The sequence below is a fragment of the Kingella denitrificans ATCC 33394 genome (assembly GCF_000190695.1).
Classification (GTDB): Bacteria; Pseudomonadota; Gammaproteobacteria; order Burkholderiales; family Neisseriaceae; genus Kingella_A; species Kingella_A denitrificans.
Genome location: NZ_GL870929.1, coordinates 974901 through 991000, shown reverse-complemented (window position 1 = coordinate 991000; position 16100 = coordinate 974901). Strand labels below are relative to the sequence as shown.

Annotated in this window: 14 protein-coding genes; 6 read left to right on the top strand and 8 right to left on the bottom strand. The window is 55.4% G+C overall.

Annotated features, from left to right (window positions below; genetic code table 11):
* Positions 1 to 68 precede the first annotated feature (68 nt).
* Entirely contained in the window at positions 69 to 1742 is a 1674-nt protein-coding gene (gene pgi, locus HMPREF9098_RS04935; protein ID WP_003782570.1) for a glucose-6-phosphate isomerase, read from the top strand.
* A gap of 188 nt (positions 1743 to 1930) precedes the next feature.
* On the opposite strand, the gene HMPREF9098_RS04930 is transcribed toward pgi, so the two are convergent.
* The gene (locus HMPREF9098_RS04930) at positions 1931 to 3109 is read right to left on the bottom strand and encodes a phosphoglycerate kinase (protein ID WP_040564279.1); all 1179 of its coding nucleotides are present in this window, start codon (positions 3107 to 3109) and stop codon (positions 1931 to 1933) included.
* A 289-nt stretch (positions 3110 to 3398) separates the two neighbouring features.
* On the opposite strand from HMPREF9098_RS04930, the gene lpxB reads away from it, so the two are divergent.
* Positions 3399 to 4544, top strand: coding sequence for a lipid-A-disaccharide synthase (gene lpxB / locus HMPREF9098_RS04925; RefSeq protein ID WP_003782566.1), 1146 nt, complete (start codon positions 3399 to 3401; stop codon positions 4542 to 4544).
* Positions 4545 to 4654: 110 nt separating this feature from the next.
* Here the strand turns inward: lpxB and HMPREF9098_RS04920 are convergent, their stop codons facing one another.
* Positions 4655 to 4948 (bottom strand): NGK_0946 family protein, encoded by a 294-nt coding sequence (locus tag HMPREF9098_RS04920; RefSeq protein WP_003782562.1) that lies wholly within the window; start codon positions 4946 to 4948, stop codon positions 4655 to 4657.
* Between the two features lie 24 nt (positions 4949 to 4972).
* Positions 4973 to 5248 carry a hypothetical protein gene (locus tag HMPREF9098_RS04915; RefSeq protein ID WP_003782560.1) on the bottom strand — a complete coding sequence of 92 codons (276 nt, stop codon included), beginning with the start codon at positions 5246 to 5248 and terminating at the stop codon, positions 4973 to 4975.
* 125 nt (positions 5249 to 5373) lie between these two features.
* On the opposite strand from HMPREF9098_RS04915, the gene HMPREF9098_RS04910 reads away from it, so the two are divergent.
* The 3 genes from HMPREF9098_RS04910 to rnhB are packed head-to-tail and all read left to right on the top strand — an operon-like array spanning position 5374 to position 6588.
* Positions 5374 to 5805, top strand: coding sequence for a helix-turn-helix domain-containing protein (locus tag HMPREF9098_RS04910; protein WP_081457193.1), 432 nt, complete (start codon positions 5374 to 5376; stop codon positions 5803 to 5805).
* Entirely contained in the window at positions 5802 to 5987 is a 186-nt protein-coding gene (yacG, locus tag HMPREF9098_RS04905) for a DNA gyrase inhibitor YacG (protein WP_003782558.1), read from the top strand. Before HMPREF9098_RS04910 ends, yacG begins: the two co-directional genes overlap by 4 nt.
* The gene (gene rnhB / locus HMPREF9098_RS04900) at positions 5980 to 6588 is read left to right on the top strand and encodes a ribonuclease HII (RefSeq protein ID WP_003782556.1); all 609 of its coding nucleotides are present in this window, start codon (positions 5980 to 5982) and stop codon (positions 6586 to 6588) included. The genes yacG and rnhB overlap by 8 nt, the downstream gene beginning before the upstream one ends.
* A gap of 271 nt (positions 6589 to 6859) precedes the next feature.
* Here rnhB and dnaK read toward each other — a convergent pair whose 3' ends face one another.
* Both dnaK and HMPREF9098_RS04890 read right to left on the bottom strand, forming a co-directional pair.
* Positions 6860 to 8785: a molecular chaperone DnaK gene (gene dnaK / locus HMPREF9098_RS04895; RefSeq protein WP_003782555.1), complete on the bottom strand. Its 1926-nt coding sequence runs from the start codon at positions 8783 to 8785 to the stop codon at positions 6860 to 6862.
* 296 nt (positions 8786 to 9081) lie between these two features.
* Entirely contained in the window at positions 9082 to 10464 is a 1383-nt protein-coding gene (locus tag HMPREF9098_RS04890; protein ID WP_050781267.1) for an OmpP1/FadL family transporter, read from the bottom strand.
* Between the two features lie 365 nt (positions 10465 to 10829).
* On the opposite strand from HMPREF9098_RS04890, the gene mpl reads away from it, so the two are divergent.
* A complete protein-coding gene (gene mpl / locus HMPREF9098_RS04885; RefSeq protein ID WP_003782550.1) occupies positions 10830 to 12212 on the top strand; it encodes a UDP-N-acetylmuramate:L-alanyl-gamma-D-glutamyl-meso-diaminopimelate ligase in 1383 nt (460 codons plus the stop codon).
* Positions 12213 to 12368: 156 nt separating this feature from the next.
* On the opposite strand, the gene HMPREF9098_RS04880 is transcribed toward mpl, so the two are convergent.
* From HMPREF9098_RS04880 to HMPREF9098_RS04870, 3 genes are all read right to left on the bottom strand, one after another.
* Entirely contained in the window at positions 12369 to 13004 is a 636-nt protein-coding gene (locus HMPREF9098_RS04880; RefSeq protein ID WP_003782548.1) for an NAD(P)-dependent oxidoreductase, read from the bottom strand.
* Between the two features lie 71 nt (positions 13005 to 13075).
* Entirely contained in the window at positions 13076 to 14908 is a 1833-nt protein-coding gene (gene hutW, locus HMPREF9098_RS04875; RefSeq protein ID WP_003782547.1) for a heme anaerobic degradation radical SAM methyltransferase ChuW/HutW, read from the bottom strand.
* Between the two features lie 330 nt (positions 14909 to 15238).
* Positions 15239 to 15868 carry a bifunctional 4-hydroxy-2-oxoglutarate aldolase/2-dehydro-3-deoxy-phosphogluconate aldolase gene (locus HMPREF9098_RS04870; protein WP_003782544.1) on the bottom strand — a complete coding sequence of 210 codons (630 nt, stop codon included), beginning with the start codon at positions 15866 to 15868 and terminating at the stop codon, positions 15239 to 15241.
* Between the last annotated feature and the right edge of the window lie 232 nt (positions 15869 to 16100).

The following is a 16100-nucleotide window of genomic DNA, read 5'->3' as shown; positions in this document are numbered from 1 at the left end:
TTTTGATGCCTAGGCCATGCCCAAAAGCAGCCTGCATAACATAAATAACAGATAATGAAGGATAAAAAATGACACACCCCACCGATCTTCCCGCATGGCAAACCCTGCAACAGCATTTTGCCGACACCAAACACCTGCACATGCGCGAAATGTTTGCCCAAGATCCCGAACGTGCCCAACGCTATTGGCTGAAGGTGGGCGGCATCAATTTGGATTATTCCAAAAACCGCATCACCGACAGCGTGATGGACAGCCTGGTGCAGCTGGCGCGCGAAGCCGGCCTGCCCGAACGCATGCAGCAAATGTTCCACGGCGACAAAATCAACACGACGGAACACCGCGCCGCCCTGCACGTCGCCCTGCGCAACCGCGCCAACACGCCCATCATGGTGGACGGCGAAGACGTGATGCCCAAAGTGAACGCCGTATTGCGCAAAATGGGGCATTTCGCCCATGCCGTGCGCAGCGGCGAATGGCTGGGGTACAGCCACCAAGTGATTACCGACGTGGTGAATATCGGCATCGGCGGTTCCGATTTGGGGCCGTTGATGATGTGTACCGCGCTGAAAAATTTCGGCCATCCGCGCCTGAGCATGCACTTCGTTTCCAACGTGGACGGCTCGCAACTGCGCGACGTGCTGGAAAAAGTCCATCCCGAAACCACGCTGTTCATTATCGCCTCCAAAACTTTCACCACGCAGGAAACCATCACCAACGCCAACACCGCCCGCCAATGGTTTCTGCGCGAAGCCAGCGAGCAGGACATTGCCAAACACTTCGTTGCCGTGTCCACCAACAAAACCGCCGTGGCCGAATTCGGCATCGACACCGACCACATGTTTGAGTTTTGGGACTGGGTGGGCGGCCGATACAGCTTATGGTCGGCCATCGGCCTGCCGATTATGCTGTATTTGGGCGAAGAAAACTTCATCGAAATGCTGGAAGGCGCGCACGAGATGGACCGGCATTTCATCAGTACGCCCTTGGAGCGCAACCTGCCCGTGATTTTGGGGATGCTCGGCATTTGGTATATCAATTTTTACGGCGGCGGCAGCCATGTTATTGCGCCATACGACCAACATCTGCACCGCCTGCCCAAATTCATCCAACAGCTCGACATGGAATCCAACGGCAAACAGGTGCAGCGCGACGGCACGCCCGTGGCCACCGAAACCGGCCCGATTATTTGGGGCGAAACCGGTATTAACGGCCAGCACGCCTTTTTCCAGCTGCTGCACCAAGGCACGCACATCACGCCGATTGATTTGATTGCCAGCCTGGAAAAACGCAGCAACCTGCCCGGCCATCACGAAATCCTGCTGTCCAACGTGTTTGCGCAGGCGGAAGCGTTTATGCGCGGCAAAACCGCCGAAGAAGCGCGCGCCGAATTGCAGCAGCAAGGCTTGCCGGCCGAGCAAATCGAAGCCTTGGTGCCGCACAAAACCTTCAGCGGCAACCGCCCCACCAATATGATTTTGCTGGACAAAATCGACCCGAAAACCATGGGCGGCCTGGTGGCGATGTATGAACACAAAGTGTTTGTGCAGGGCGTGGTTTGGGGCATCAACAGTTTCGACCAATGGGGTGTGGAGCTGGGCAAGCAGCTGGCCAAAACCATTTTGGCGGAACTCACGGGCGCGATTGACCCGCAAACGCACGACGCATCGACCATGAACCTAATCCGCCTGTACCGCAAGGCCAACTGCGCGGTGGACGGAACGTGCGATTTGTTCTCGTCTTAAGTGAATTAAAATCGCAATGATACGGCGTTGGCTCGCCTTGACGTACTACTTGTACGCCTTGCGGCTCGCCGCCTTGTCTTATTTTTATTTTAATCCACTATAATCGCGGCGGAACGGCAAAAAAAGCAGCCTGCACTTTGAAATTTAAAGTGCAGGCTGCTTTTTATGCCGTCAGACAACGGCTGCGGTTATTTCGCAAAATTTTCCAATGCCGCCACGGCCGGCAGAGTTTTGCCTTCCAAAAATTCCAAGAACGCGCCACCGCCGGTGGAAATGTAGCCGATTTTGTCGGTGATGCCGAATTTCGCAATCGCCGCCAACGTGTCGCCGCCGCCCGCAATCGAGAAGCCTCTGCTCTCGGCAATGGCTTGTGCCACCACTTTCGTGCCGCCGGCAAACTGGTCGAATTCGAACACGCCCACCGGGCCGTTCCACACAATCGTGCCGGCGTTTTTCAGCAGGCCGGCCAGTTGCTGCGCCGATTGCGGGCCGATGTCCAAAATCATATCGTCCGCCGCCACATCGTCCATCGATTTGTGCTCTGCGGCCGCGTTTTCGGCAAATTCTTTGGCGCACACCACGTCGGTCGGCAGCGGCACGACACCGCCTTTGGCCGCCATTTTCGCCATGATTTTTTTCGCTTCGTCCACCAAATCGGGCTCGGCCAGCGATTTGCCGATGGGCTTGCCCTGCGCCAGTAGGAAGGTGTTGGCAATGCCGCCGCCGACAATCAGCAAATCCACTTTGTCGGCCAGGCTTTCCAAGATGGTGAGCTTGGTGGAGACTTTGCTGCCGGCCACAATCGCGGCCATCGGGCGGGCGGGTTCTTTCAGGGCTTTGCCCAAAGCGTCCAGTTCGGCGGCCATCAGGATGCCTGCGCACGACAGCGGTGCGGCGGCGGCCACGGCTTCGGTGGAGGCTTCCGCGCGGTGCGCCGTGCCGAATGCATCGTTCACGAACACGTCGCACAGGGCGGCATAGGCTTTGCCCAATTCGGGGCTGTTTTTCTTTTCGCCTTTGTTAATGCGCACGTTTTGCAGCAGGTAAACTTCACCGGCGGCCACTTTGGGCGGATTGGCCTGCCAGTCGTCCAACACGCGGACGTTTTTGCCCAACAGCGCGCCCAAGCGTTCGGCTACGGGCGCGACATCGTCTTCAGGCTTGAATTCGCCTTCGGTTGGGCGGCCCAAGTGGCTCATCACGATGACGCCTGCGCCGTTGTCCAGGCAGTATTGGATGGAGGGCAGTGAAGCACGGATGCGCGTGTCGTCCGAAATTTTGCCTTCTTTCAAAGGCACGTTCAAATCGGCACGAATCAGCACGGTTTTGCCGCGAACGTTTTGTTCCGCTAGTTTCAAGAATTTCATGATGGCTCCTGTTTTGACAATGTAGGGAATGCGCCCGAGGTGTAGGGCAGGGCGGGGTTTATTATAGCCGATTAGCGTAAACCGCGGATAAAAAGCAGCCTGCACTTCGGCGGTTCGGGTGCAGGCTGCTTTTTTGGGTTTCCGCGCCCGTGCCAACCGTGCCGATGCGGCAATTCGGCTACGGAAAAGCAGCCTGTATCGGGAAACGGCGGCGTGCAGGCTGCTTTTGGCTTAACGCGGCCGGCATTTTCGCGCTACAATCCGCCCCACCGATTCACGAGAACCCATCATGTCCCAACCATTGACCATTGCCCTGTGTGCCGGAGAAGCTTCCGGCGATTTGCTCGGCGCGCATTTGATTGAAGCGATTAAGGCGCAGCGGCCCGATACCCAATTCATCGGCATCGGCGGGCCACGCATGATTGCCGCCGGCTGCCAAAGTCTGTTCGACCAAGAACGGCTGGCGGTGCGCGGTTATGTCGAAGTGATCAAACGCCTGCCTGAAATTTTGAAAATCCGCCGCGAATTGGTGGCGCGGCTCAAAGCCGTCCGGCCGAATGTGTTTGTCGGCATTGACGCGCCCGATTTCAATTTGGGCGTGGCCGAACAGCTCAAAGCCGCCGGCATTCCCACCGTGCATTATGTTTCCCCGTCCGTGTGGGCATGGAAACGCGGCCGCGTGAAGAAAATCGTGCGGCAGGTCAATCAGGTGCTGTGCCTGTTTCCAATGGAGCCTGAACTGTATCGTCAGGAAGGCGGCAACGCGCTGTTTGTGGGGCATCCGCTGGCTCAGGCATTGCCCATGGAGGCCGACAAAGCCGCCGCCCGCGCCCGCCTGAAATTGGACGAAGACCGCCCCGTGTTCGCGATACTGGCGGGCAGCCGCGTCAGCGAAGTCGACTATATGGCACCCGTTTTTTTGCAGGCTGCCTGGCTGATTTTGCGCGAACTGCCCAACGCCCAATTCATTTCGCCTTACGCCACCGCCGCCACGCGCGAACGCTTGCAGTATTATCTGTCGCAGCCGCAATTTGAAAAACTGCCCATCCGCTTGCAGGCTGCCAAAGCCGATTTGGCCTGCACCGCCGCCGATGCCGTACTGGTGACCAGCGGCACGGCCACGCTGGAAGTGGCCTTGTGCAAGCGACCGATGGTCATCAGCTACAAAATTTCCACGCCGACGTACTGGCTGGTCAAGCACAAAATTAAAGTGGCGCACGTCGGCCTGCCGAATATCCTGCTGGGCAAAGAAGCCGTGCCCGAATTGCTGCAAGGCGATGCCACGCCCGAAAAATTGGCCGCCGCCATGCTCGACTGGTATCGCAGCCCCGACAAAGTGGCGCAAGTGCAACAGGATTTCCGCCATTTGCACGAAATGCTGAAACTCGACACCGACAAATTGGCGGCGGATGCCGTGTTGGCACAGGCAGCGTAAGGTGTATTCATTCAAAAGCAGCCTGCACTTTGGAACATGAAGTGCAGGCTGCTTTTGAAATACAAAAACGGCCACAGAGAATTCTGTAACCGTTTGACAGATATGAAATCTTAGAAAATGCTGCGGATTTGTTGAATCAGGTTGACACCGTCGCGAACCGTTCCGATACCGTCACGCGTGGTTTCCATGTTCATACGGGTGCGTGTGTGGCGAGTGGCAGACTCTTCCAATTCGGAAACGCGTTGGCGGCGTTGTTGGCGCGCTTCGGCATCGCTGATGGTCATGCCACGTTTGCCGCGCACACGGTTGATGTTGGAAGCGCTGTCTTCACCGCTGCCAATAGCTTGGCAAGCGCTCAAAAGAACGGCGGACAGGGCAATCAGAACCAATTTTTTTGACAACATTTTGTATCCTTCTGTTACGTTAGGTTATTTGATGATAATAGTTTGGCGGCTGCGGTTTTCGTAAGCCTTGTTAATGGCTTCGCCTTCACGCATACGCATATCGCCGTAATCCTGAATGGCATCGCGGCGGCGACGACGTTCGATTTGGTAATCCTCTTCTTCCAAGGCGCGCACGCGCGAACGGCGTTGTCTTACTTCTTCCGCGCTCACGTCGCCGTTGCCGGACAAATCAACGGGGCCGCCGGCCAAACAGCCGCCCAGACCGAACGCAACGGAGCAAATTAACAACATTTTTTTCATAATGAACGTCCTTTTTGACAAAATTTCGTTGGCGAATTTTATTTTTTGTTAAAATCTTGTTCAACCAACCAATAGGGTAGCCAAACCACCGAGTTGGTGTGTTTAACGGCAGAAAAATGGGCTTTATGAAAATCAACGAAAAGATTAAACGCCTGCGCGAAGGGAAGCATTGGTCGCAGGAAGAGATGGCGCAAAAACTGAACATGTCCAAAAACGGCTACGCGAAAATCGAACGCGGCGAAACCAGCGCGTCTTTAGGGCGTTTGGAGCAGGTGGCGGCGGTTTTGGGCATCGGTTTGTGCGAATTGCTGGCGGATGTGTGTGGAGGCCGCAATGCGGATGATGCGCGCGGCAGTGCGGAAAATGTATTATTGTTGCAACAGGCGCGTCAGATTATTGAATTGAAAGACGAAATCATTGCCAATAAAGAGCAGCTGATTGCAGCGTTGCGGCACGAAATCGAATGGCTGAACGAGAAGATTGCACGCTTGCAGTCGTGCGACAGGCCAAAAAGCAGCCTGCACTCAGATATTTTTTTGAAAGACAATGTGTTATGACGATGATGGTGGCTTGTCCGATTTGCCGGACACCGGTGGAATGGTGCAGTGAAAACCGCTACCGCCCGTTTTGCAGCGAGCGGTGCAAGCTGGTCGATTTGGGCGAGTGGGCGGACGAATCGCGGGCCATTCCGGCAGCACCGGAAACGCCGGAAGAATGGGACGCGCTGTATCATGAATAATGCGGGTTTTGCGGTGCTGCCGAGCCATGCGGGCGTGGATGAGGCGGGACGCGGCTGTTTGGTGGGTAGTGTGTTTGCGGCGGCGGTGATTTTGCCGGCGCATTTTGATTTGCGCGGTTTGACGGATTCCAAAAAGCTCAGCGAAAAAAAGCGCGATGAGTTGGCGGTGCAGATTAAGGCGCAGGCTGCGGCGTATTGCATTGCCCGTGCCGATGTGGGCGAAATCGCGCAACTGAATATCCTGCATGCGACTATGCTGGCGATGAAACGCGCGGTGCAGGGCTTGGAAAAGCAGCCTGCAAAAGTGTGGATTGACGGCAACCGCATGCCGCCGGATTTGGGCGTGCCTGCCGAGTGCGTGGTGAAGGGCGATGCGAAAATCGCCGCTATTTCTGCGGCTTCCGTGTTGGCTAAAGTGGCGCGGGATGCGGAAATGTACGCATTGCACGAACGTTACCCGCAATACGGTTTCGCCCAACACAAGGGATACGGCACGGCAGCGCATTTGGCGGCGTTGGCGCAGTTTGGCGCACTGCCGGAACACCGTGCGGATTTTGCACCGGTAAAGCTGGTGTTGGCGCAGGGTCGGTTGTTCGGATAATGTTGTGTTGAAGAAAGTGCAGGCTGCTTTTGACGGATGGGTTCCATGCCAAAAGCAGCCTGCACTGATATAGTGGATTAAAATTGCAATGATACGGCGTTGGCTCGCCTTGACGTACTATTTGTACGCCTTGCGGCTCGCCGCCTTGTCTCATTTTTATTTTAATCCACTATATTGTTCGCTGTTTTCCATTCTTTCTGTTCTGCCAAACCAACGAAAGCAGCCTGCACATCTTTCATTGAATGTGCAGGCTGCTTTTTTATACGGCGGATTATTTATCGTCTTTCACTTCTTGAAAGTCTGCATCCACCACGTCGTCGTCTTTCTTGTCGGAGGCTGCGCCGCTGTCGGCAGAACCTTTTTCCGCTTCGGCTTGTGCCTGTGCATACACCATTTCGCCCAGTTTTTGGCTGGCTTTGCCCAGTTCTTCGGCTTTTGCGTCAATCGCCGCTTTGTCGTCGCCTTTCACTGCCTCTTCGGTTTCTTTCAACGCAGCTTCGATTTTTTCTTTCTCAGCAGCGTCCAGTTTGTCGCCGTGTTCTTCCAGCGACTTTTTCACCGAGTGAATCAAGGCTTCGGCTTGGTTGCGGCTTTGCACCAGCTCGTGCAGTTTTTTGTCTTCTTCCGCATTGGCTTCCGCGTCTTTCACCATGCGTTCGATTTCTTCCTCGCTCAAACCGGAAGAACCTTGGATGGTGATGTTGGCCGCTTTGCCTGTGCCTTTGTCTTTGGCAGAAACGTGCAGGATGCCGTTCGCGTCAATGTCGAAGGTCACTTCGATTTGCGGCATGCCTCGCGGTGCGGGTGCGATGTCGGTCAAGTTGAACTGACCCAACGATTTATTGGCGCTGGCTTTTTCGCGCTCGCCCTGCAACACGTGAATCGTCACTGCAGGCTGGTTGTCTTCCGCAGTGGAGAACACTTGCGATGCTTTGGTCGGAATGGTGGTGTTTTTGTTGATGAGTTTGGTCATCACGCCGCCCATGGTTTCGATACCCAAAGACAACGGAGTAACGTCCAGCAGCAGCACGTCTGTGCGTCCGCCGCCCAGCACTTCGCCCTGAATGGCCGCACCCACGGCCACGGCTTCGTCCGGGTTCACGTCTTTGCGCGGCTCTTTGCCGAAGAAGTCTTTAACGGCTTCTTGTACTTTCGGCATACGGGTTTGACCGCCCACCAAAATCACATCGTCAATATCGCTTGCAGACAAACCTGCATCTTTCAGCGCGATTTTGCAAGGCTCGATAGAACGTGCAATCAGGTCTTCCACCAGGCTTTCGAATTTGGCACGTGTGATTTTCAGCACCAAGTGTTTCGGGCCGGTCGCATCCATCGTGATATAAGGCAGGTTGATTTCGGTTTGTTGGCCGCTGGACAACTCGATTTTGGCTTTTTCTGCGGCTTCTTTCACGCGCTGCATTGCCATCGGGTCGTTTTTCAAATCAATGCCTTGTTCTTTTTTGAACTCGTCGATGATGTGGTTGATGATGCGTTGGTCGAAGTCTTCGCCGCCCAAGAAGGTGTCGCCGTTGGTGGCTAGCACTTCAAATTGTTTGTCGCCGTCCACATCGGCAATTTCGATGATGGAAATATCAAACGTACCGCCGCCCAAGTCGTAAACCGCGATTTTGCGGTCGCCTTTGCTGCCTTTGTCCATGCCGAACGCCAAAGCGGCTGCGGTCGGTTCGTTGATGATGCGTTTCACATCCAAGCCGGCAATGCGACCTGCGTCTTTAGTGGCTTGGCGTTGGCTGTCGTTGAAGTAGGCCGGCACGGTCACCACGGCTTCGGTGACTTTTTCGCCCAAATAGGCTTCGGCGGCTTCTTTCATTTTGCGCAGCACTTCGGCGGAAATTTGCGGCGGGGACAGTTCTTTGCCTTGCGCTTTCACCCATGCGTCGCCATTGCCTGCTTTGATGATTTCAAACGGCATGGTTTCGATGTCGCGCTGCACTTCTTTGTCTTCAAATTTGTGGCCGATTAAGCGTTTGGCCGCATAAATGGTGTTTTTCGCGTTGGTCACGGCTTGGCGTTTGGCTGGCGCGCCGACCAAGATTTCACCGCCGTCCAAATAAGCGACGATGGAAGGCGTGGTGCGTGCGCCTTCTGCGTTTTCAATTACTTTGGTTGTGCCGTTTTCAGAAATAGCGACACATGAGTTGGTTGTACCCAAGTCAATACCGATTACTTTTGCCATGTTGTTTAGCTCCTAGTCAATATCAATAAAATAGAAATATGAGGTTGATTGTTAAGTTAGGGCGCGCTTGGTGTTTTTCAAGTGCAGGCTGCTTTTTATTGCTGCTGATGGCTGCCGAACCCTGTGTTGCTGTGCAAGATAGGGGCGCTTGGGTGCTTTTCAATATGGAATGGGAAATTTATTGTTAATATTTTGATTTTTATTGAAATTAAACGGAAATCAGCTAACGAGAAAGCAGCCTGCACTTGGGAAATGAACGTGCAGGCTGCTTTTTTTGGTTGGGCGTATTGTCGGCGTTAGAATTTGTAGTTGTATTGAACGCCCAAAATATTGGCGTAGTTTTTAAACCGCGCACTAGATGCGCCTTTGCTGTCCACCGTGGTGCCGTCGGCGGATGCGCTGCGCACTACTGTGTCGTTGATGTGGATGTGCGAATAGGCCACATCAATGCTGTGGTGTTGGTTGAACGCATATTTCGCGCCCACGGAGAACCAGATGCGGTTGCCGTCGGGCAGGGTGTTCAGGCGGTAGGTTGCGTTGCGGATGGGGCTTTGGTCGAACGCCACGCCGCCGCGCAGTTGCAGTTGGTCGTTATATTGGTAAGACGCGCCCAAGCCGACTTTGAACGTGTTGCGCCAATTCGGCGTGAGCACGGTGCGGTTGGAAGTGCGGCCGCCGCCGAGCTGTTTGGTGTTTTGGAACAGCAGTTCGGCGCGGTTGAAACGGCTGTGGCGCGTCCAAGTAATATCACCGAACAGGTTTAATTTGCTGTTGGCGCGGTACATGCCGTGCAGCGACAGCGATTCGGGCGTGATGATTTTCACGCTGGCATTTTCGCTGGCGGCATAACCGTTATTGCGGATGCTTTGTTGCAGCGGCGCGCCCATCGGCGTGTTGAACAATGACGAAGGATTGCTGTTGTCGAACGACCAGTTGGCGGTGCCGGACAGGTTGTGGCTCACTTTGGAGCGGTAATTCACGCCCACGCGCACGCGGTCGTTCACGTTCCACAGCCAGCCCAAATGGTAGCCGTAGCCCCAGTCGCTGCCTTTGACTTTGGCGTAGCCGTCCGCCTGTCCCGGTCTGCCGGCGGCGCGGCCGAAATCGGCATATTTGCGCAATTCCGCGCTGGAATGCTGGGCGATAAGGCCTGCGCCGAATGAGTGGTCTTCGGTGGCTTTGAAGGCGACCACGGGTTCGACAGCAATGGTGGTCAGGCCGAGCTGGTTCATGTTATAGCGCAGCACGGAATCGCGGTCGTATTCGGTGGAAGAACCGAAGGGTACGTAAACGCCCAAGCCCAGCGTTACACGGTCATTCAATTTATATGCACCGTACACATGGGGTGCGGGCACGACGGAATCGGTGATGGTACCGCTGGTTTTGCCCGATACGGCGGTGTTGGTGCCGATGTAGCTGGCTTTGCCTTCGCTGTAATCAATGTGCGGCATAACCAAATTGACGGCGCCGGAAATCTGGTGCGTTTCCAAATTCGTGAGGCCGGCGGGGTTGTAAAACAGCGTGGAAGCGTCGGCGGCTTCGGCGGTGGAGGAATTGGCGGTGCTTTGCGCGGTAACCGACTGCGTGCCGAAGTGATAGCCGGAAGCGGCGGCGTGTTGCGCCCATGCGGCCATGCAGCAGGCCAGCAGGGTTTTGAAAGTGGAACGTTGGGTTGTCATAATGTTGCTCATCCTTGTTATGTTGCGTGAAAAGCAGCCTGCAAAGGTTTTGGCCTTGCTGTGCAGGCTGCTTTTGCGTGTTGGGCATAGAATAAACACTCGATTCTAATTCAGCGAAGGTAAAATTTCCAGTATTTCGGTGTTATCTTGTTGGGAAATGTAAGCAACGGTAGGGAGATGGAAGGTTGGCACAGGCAAAAGCAGCCTGCACGTTGGGGGGAGTTGCCCCAAAAAAATGCAGGCTGCTTCTAAATGCGGCGCGCGCCGTTGCGTCCAATTTCCCGTCCCGCTGCCGAAAAATACGTCAAAACGGCCGTTTTCCTTTATAATTTTGCCCGTTTTAATTGACTGACACGGAAAATACCATGCAACACATCCACATTATCGGCATTGGCGGCACGTTTATGGGCGGCTTGGCGCGTTTGGCGAAAGAGGCGGGCTTCAAGGTAACGGGCTGCGATGCCAAAATGTATCCGCCGATGAGCACGCAGCTGGCCGAAATGGGCGTGGACGTGCACGAAGGTTTCGATGCGGCGCAGTTGCAGCACTATCCGGCCGATATGTATGTGATTGGCAATGTGGCCAAGCGCGGAATGGACGTGGTGGAAGCGATTTTGAACCGCAACCTGCCCTACACTTCCGGCCCGCAATGGCTGGCGGAAAACGTGTTGCAGCCATACTGGGTGCTGGGCGTGGCCGGTACGCACGGCAAAACCACCACGGCTTCCATGCTGGCTTGGGTGCTGGAATATGCCGGATTGGGCGCGGGCTTCCTGATTGGCGGCGTGCCGCAGAATTTCAGCGTATCCGCCCGCCTGCCGCAGGACGGTTCGCCGTTTTTCGTGATTGAGGCGGACGAATACGACACCGCATTTTTCGACAAACGCAGCAAATTTGTCCACTATCGCCCGCGCACAGCGGTTTTGAACAATCTGGAATACGACCATGCCGACATTTTCCCTGATTTGGCGGCGATTCAAACCCAGTTCCACCACTTGGTGCGCACCGTTCCGGGCGAAGGGCTGGTGGTGGCGAACGGGCAGGCCGAACCGTTGCGCGAAGTCATCGATAAAGGCTGCTGGACGCCGGTGGAATGGTTCGGCAACCTGGAAGGCTGGCAAATCGGCGCGGCAGATGAAAACGGCGGCTTCGACGTGTTTTTCCAAGGCGAAAAACTGGGGCGCGTGGCATGGGATTTGTTGGGCGAACACAACCGCCTAAACGCGCTGGCCGTGATTGCCGCCGCGCGTCATGCCGGCGTGCCGGTGGCGCAGGCGTGTGCCGCGTTGGGCGAATTTAAAAATGTGAAAAGGCGCATGGAAATAAAAGGGGTGGCAGGCGGCATCACCGTGTATGACGATTTTGCCCACCACCCGACCGCGATTGAAACCACCATTGCCGGATTGCGGCAGAAAGTGGGCGGCGCGCGGATTGTGGCCGTGCTGGAGCCGCGTTCCAACACCATGAAGCTCGGCACGATGAAGGCCGCGCTGCCAGGCAGCCTGCAAGCGGCCGATGCGGTGTTCTGCTATGCCGGCGGCGTGGATTGGGATGTGCAGGCTGCTTTGGCACCGCTGGGCGGCAAGCTGCATGTCGGCCGCGATTTTGACGGTTTCGTGGACGATTTGGCGGCGTTTGCCCAAAGCGGCGACCATGTGCTGATTATGAGCAACGGCGGCTTCGGCGGCATACACGATAAGCTGCTGGCGAAGTTGGCGGCGAAATATAGTGAATTAAAATCGCAATGATACGGCGTTGGCTCGCCGCCTTGTCTCATTTTTATTTTAATCCACTATAATGTTGGTTTAATCGTTTGATATAAAAGAAAATTAAAGTGCAGGCTGCTTTTGGATAATGTGAAAAGCAGCCTGCACTTCTTTGTTTGTCGTTTGATTTTGTTCTGTTTATGCGTTCCCGGAAGTGACCGAATACGCTTTGCCTTCGTGCCCGTCTTCATCGATGATTTGGCGCACGGCGGCGGCGAGGGCGGTGCGGGTCATGTATTGGCGGGGGATGGCGGGGAGCTGTTCGTGCAGCTGGTAGGCGGTGTCGTCTCCGTTGGCGAGGCCGCAGGGGCGCAGGATGGTCCAGGCGAGGGGGCTTTGGCGCAGGGTGTTTTCGGCTTCGGTTTTGGCGGCCACGGCTTCGCCCAGGGCTTGTTTGAACATATCGCTCATCAGCGCGTATTGTTCGCCGCAGCCCATGCTGGTGACGAGGATGAAGTGGGCTTCGGGGGCGTGCTGTTCGAGGGCGCGGATGATGTGGAGGTTGCCGGTGGCGTCGCTGCGGATGCCTTGTTCGTTTTTGCCGCCGACAAAGCTGACGACGGTGTCGGGCCGGTATTGCTGCACGGCTTGGGCGACGGCTTCTGCGTCAAGTGTGTCGGCAACGGTGGTGCGGATGTGGTGGTCGGCGAAAAATTCGTCGGCTTGCTGTTCGGGCAGCCTTAATGCGGCGACGGCGGTTTCGCGTTCGAGACGGTCTAATTGGTGGATGAGTTGGCGGCCACTGGGGCCGTTGGCGCCGAATATCATCAGCATGGGGGTGCTCCTGTTGGGGGTTGAAGGGGTGCAGGCTGCTTTCAGGTAGCCTTTGGGCGCTGGGCGCGGGTTTAGGCGAACAGGGCGCGCATGGCTTGGATTTGGTTTTGTTTGAGTTCGCCGTCTTCGTCGCGGCCGACGAAGATTTTGAACATGGCGCCGCCGTTGCGGTTGACGAAGTTGAGCGACACGGTGTCTTTGCCCATGAAGGGGCGTTCGATCAGGTAGATGGCGGCGCAGTTTTCGTAGTAGATGTGGCCGTGGATGCCGCCTTCTTCGGCGTGTTCGAAATTGTAGAAGCCGCGCCCGACTTTGCCGTTGGGGATTTTGCCGGTCACTTCGGCGATGACGTCGGGGGTGTGGGCGATGAAGGTGACGGCTTCGTTCCAGCCGGCGATCGCCTGCATGATTTCGACAAAGCGGCTGCCTTCGGTTTTTTTGATGAGTTGGGCGGGCAGGCAGTTGATGACGTCTTCAAAGCTGCATTGGTGTTGCCCGGCCAGCATTTCGAGGATTTGGCCGGGGTTTTCGGCCAGTGAGTTGCGCAATACGGTTTGTTGTTCGCTGGAGAGTTTTTGCATTGTGTTTTCCTTTTCGTCAGGTGGGAGGGACATCATGAGTTTGCGGGTGAGGGTGGGCGACCAATAGCGGCCGCTGGTGTTGAGGAGGGCTTGGCCGTCCTCGTGAATGGTTAAAAGCTGGGCTTGCTGCCATTGGTGCAGCAGGGTTTGTGCTTCGGCGTTGCCTTCAAACAGGCGGGTGTCGATGCGGCCGAGTTCGATGTCGTGCTGCACTTGGCCGAGCAGGGTTTTGTGTTTGCCGTGGCGGCTCATGAAGGAGAGGGCTTTTTGGCCTTTTGGATTTTTCAGGTAGCCTTCTAAATCGCTCTGCACTTGGTAGCTGAAGCCGCCGAAGTTGCCGCCTGCGCCGGAACCGAAGGCGAGGCAGGGCATATTGGATTTGACGAGGGTGTTGTAGCGGTTGCGCTCGCCGCGGCCGGGGTAGGCGAAATGGTTGTTGCTGACTTGCTGCCAGCCGAGCCGTGTGAGTTCGCGCACGGCATAGGCGTAGTGTTGGGATTGCACGTCGAAGCCGAGTGGCGGCGGGAACGCGCCTTTTTCAATCATGCGGTTGATGGGTAGGAAGGGGTAGCAGTTGAAGGCGTAGGTGTCGAGGCCGGACAGGGGCAGGCTTGCGGCGCGTTCGATGTCGTGCTCCCAGATGTCGTCGGTTTGGCCGGGTAGGCCGAAAATCAGGTCGGCCACAATCACGGCATCGAGGCCGCACAGCTCTTTCAGGTAGCCATAAGCTTCTTCTCCGCTGTGTTTGCGCCCGAGGCGGCGGCGGATGGCAGTGTTGAAGGTTTGAATGCCGATGGAAATGCGGTTCACGCCGGCTTCGACGGCGGCGCGGGCTTTGTTGAGCCCGAAATGGCTCATGCGGCCTTCGAGGGTGAATTCGCAGTTGTCGGCCAGCGGCAGGTATTGGTAGCAGGCGCGGATGAGGCGCACCAAGTCGGGCGTATCCAGCGCGGTGGGCGTGCCGCCGCCGAAATACACGGCTTGGATTTTGCCGCTGCCGCTGCGCTGTTCGGCTTCGGCGGCCAGCTCTTCGATGACTTTGTCCACATACGCGCCGCCTTGTTCTTCTTTCCAGGCGTTGCGGTAGAAGCCGCAGAACACGCAGTGGTTGGCGCAGAAGGGGATGTGGAGGTAGGCCAGGCCGTCGGTGTCGAGCGAACGGGCGATTTGGCTTTGCCACAGTTTCTGCCATTGCGGCATCGGCACGGGTACGCCGCCCCAAATCGGCATCAACGCCTGCCTTTCGGGAAAGACTTGCGGCGCGGCTTCTTTCGACGGCCAGCGGATGGTTTGGATGGTGGGTGGGGAGGCGGTGGCAGACATACCAATTCTATTCCTGATAAGTTAGAGGTAAACAAGAATGAGAACGTATTCTATCATAAATTATGAAAATTTGTATCTGTTTGTTATGTATTGTAAAGCAGGGGTTAAATTAATAAGGCGATATTTCGATGCAAATCGTTGATATAAAATTATTTTTAAAGATGGTGAATGTGCAGGCTGCTTTCGAATGGATGATTTGGAATGGGAATGTGTTTGCGGAGAATGAATGCAGATGATGTATTTGGGACAATATACAAACTAAAGTGCAGGCTGCTTTTCTGTCCTCTAAAAAGCAGCCTGCACTTTGAATTTTACTTATTTCTTATTTGTTTATGCTTTGGGGCGCAAAGCTGATGCCTCTTTGGCCAGCCGCGTTACCGTTTCCCAATCGCGCTTCGCCACCACGTCTTTGGGGGTCAGCCACGTTCCGCCCACGCATAGAACATTGGGCAGCGCCAGATAATCGGGCGCGGATTGCAGCGTGATGCCGCCGGTCGGGCAGAAACGGACATGGGCATACGGGCCGTATAGCGCTTTCAACATTGCCTTGCCGCCCACCACTTCCGCAGGGAATAGTTTCAGCGTGTCGATGCCGTGTTCCAAGGCCAGTTGCACTTCGCCCGGAGTTGCCACGCCGGGAATCAGCGGAATACCGACATCATGGCTCGCTTTCGCCAGGCTTTCATGCAAACCCGGGCTGATGGCAAATACTGCGCCTGCATCGGCCACCGCGCACAACTGTTCGGGATTCGTTACCGTTCCCGCGCCGACGATTGCGTTCGGCACTTCTTTTTTAATTAAACGAATCGCATCCAAGCCCACGGGTGTGCGCAGCGTAATTTCGAGTGTCGGAATGCCGCCGGCTACCAAAGCATGCGCCAAATCTACCGCTGTCGATAAATCGTCAATCGCCATCACAGGCACCACCGCGCCTGCAGATAAAATCTCGCGTGGAGTCATTTTGAATCCTTTATATATCGTGCAAAGCTAAAGGGCAAATTGTACCGAAATATGGCGTAATGATGTGATAAATGTTGCCGGTGATGATGTGTGCAGGCTGCAATTCATGTATGATTCAACGGAAGAGTGAAATATATTTACAAAAAATGTAAAAATAAATATCCATTATAAACATGGTATTATTTTATTTTTGAGAAGTACGGTGAATATTGCACTTGCCAATCTTTTTTAG